The organism is Pseudomonas sp., from assembly GCF_037994325.1.
Classification (GTDB): domain Bacteria; phylum Pseudomonadota; class Gammaproteobacteria; order Pseudomonadales; family Pseudomonadaceae; genus Aquipseudomonas.
In genome coordinates this window covers 1-1,705 of sequence record NZ_JBBNAH010000750.1, presented here as the reverse complement: position 1 = coordinate 1,705, position 1,705 = coordinate 1, and the positions used below count along the sequence as shown (strand labels likewise).

The 1,705-nt window shown below is 58.7% G+C and carries 2 protein-coding genes; one reads left to right on the top strand and one right to left on the bottom strand.

All coding sequences use genetic code 11. From position 1 onward, the window contains the following. Positions 1-1,194 (top strand): GGDEF domain-containing protein (locus tag AAAB16_RS25255; protein WP_340665832.1); only part of this gene is annotated, 1,194 nt, incomplete at its 5' end. Between the two features lie 13 nt (positions 1,195-1,207). Here the strand turns inward: AAAB16_RS25255 and AAAB16_RS25250 are convergent. Beyond that, positions 1,208-1,705 (bottom strand): acyl-CoA thioesterase (locus AAAB16_RS25250; RefSeq protein WP_340665831.1); only part of this gene is annotated, 498 nt, incomplete at its 5' end.

Genomic DNA, 1,705 nt, shown 5'->3' with positions numbered 1-1,705 from the left:
CTTGATCTGCCTAGCATCTTGATTTTTTCCATCATCATTCATGTGATGTTGGCGTTTCTGCTCGGCGTGTTCTGGCGGTCGTCGCGCCACAGCATTGGCTTTGGCTGGTGGGTGAGCAACGAGGTACTGCTCACCCTTGGCAGTTCTCTACTGATTTTCTACGCACTTTTTCCCCATCCTCTGGCACTGATCGTTGCCAACATCAGTTTTCTGGCCGCCATGCCACTCATAGAGGCCGGGCTGCGTGCCTGGTTTGGTGAGCGTTTGCTAACGGGTATGTGGCTGCGCTGGACCGTCGCCAGCTTGACCTATGCGGCGCTGCTGCTCACGTGGCTGGCCGACACCGGCTTTGCCACCCGCGCCATCGTTTTCTCCACCGGCACAACCCTGCAAGTGCTGTTGTTCAGCGCCTACTTGCTGAAAATACGCAAGCTGGCGCCACGCCTTCCTATCCGCGTCATGCTCTGCAGTGCACTACTGGTCTTGCTGGTGACGGTCTATCGGTTGGTGAAAACACTGCCGACAATGGGCGTCGACTTGCCGCCAGACCGTGGCTTACTCGCCGTGCTGTTTATGGCCACGGTGATGCGCATCTGCGCGATGTTACTGCTGCTGCATGGCCGGGTTGAAAGCGGCTTCAACCGCGCCAAGGCGCAATTGGAGCAGCGCGCCAACGTCGACTCACTCACCGACCTGTACTCGCGCGCGCACTTCGAAGCCTCCTGCAAAGAGCTTATTGAGCTCGCCCACACCGTTCGCACGCCGGTGTGTTTGATGGTCTGCGACATGGACGACTTCAAAGGCATCAACGACAGACTCGGCCACCCCGAAGGCGACGCCATACTGCAACGTTTCGCCAGCATGGTGAAACAGACCATCCGCAAAGGCGATATCGCCGGACGCTTGGGCGGGGATGAATTTGCCGTGTTGTTTTACGGCTGCGAACTGGCCGTTGCCCAGGAAGTTGTGGAACGCTTACGGCGCAATACCGCCCAGGTTATAGCCGCTGACGGGCGCAGTATCAGCATCAGTGCCGGGCTAGTGCGCGTGGAGGAAGGCAGCTGTTTTGAAGACGCCTATGTACTGGCCGACCAAGCCCTGTACGCGGCCAAAGCCAATGGCCGCAATACCATAGTGGTGCGGCCTGGCATTGAGCAAAAACGGCCAGTGCAATCGCTGGGGTTAGCAACCTAGCCACTACCTCTGCCTAAAGCTCCTCCCCCCGCAGCTGTACGCTCATCTCATCGCAACTGTGCGACCAGTCAGTTAGCCACGCCGGCATCGCCGGTGACTGCTCAGGCAAACCCAAGTGCCGAGCGAATTCCCCGGGCGAAACATTGCCTTTGGGCGAGCGAAACAACCCGCGCATTATCACCACCCCAAGCACGCGCCCATCCTTAATAAAACGGTGCTCCATAAAGCTCCACTTCTGGTCCCAGCCCAGCATGCGCGTGTGGATTTCAAAGGTTTCAAACAGCCTTAGCTCCCGGCGAAATTTGCCCCAGGTATCGCCAACAATCGGCACAGCTTTGTGCCGCAGCGCTACGCGAAAAGCCCCGCTACGCAACACGTAATCCATGCGGCCAATATCGGCCAGGGTGAAGTAACGGCCGTTAGTGACATGGCGGTTCAGGTCCAGATCCAGCGGCCATACGCGCATGCGCACCACGGTGGTCGCCAACGGCGCTACAGGTTTGCGCCACGG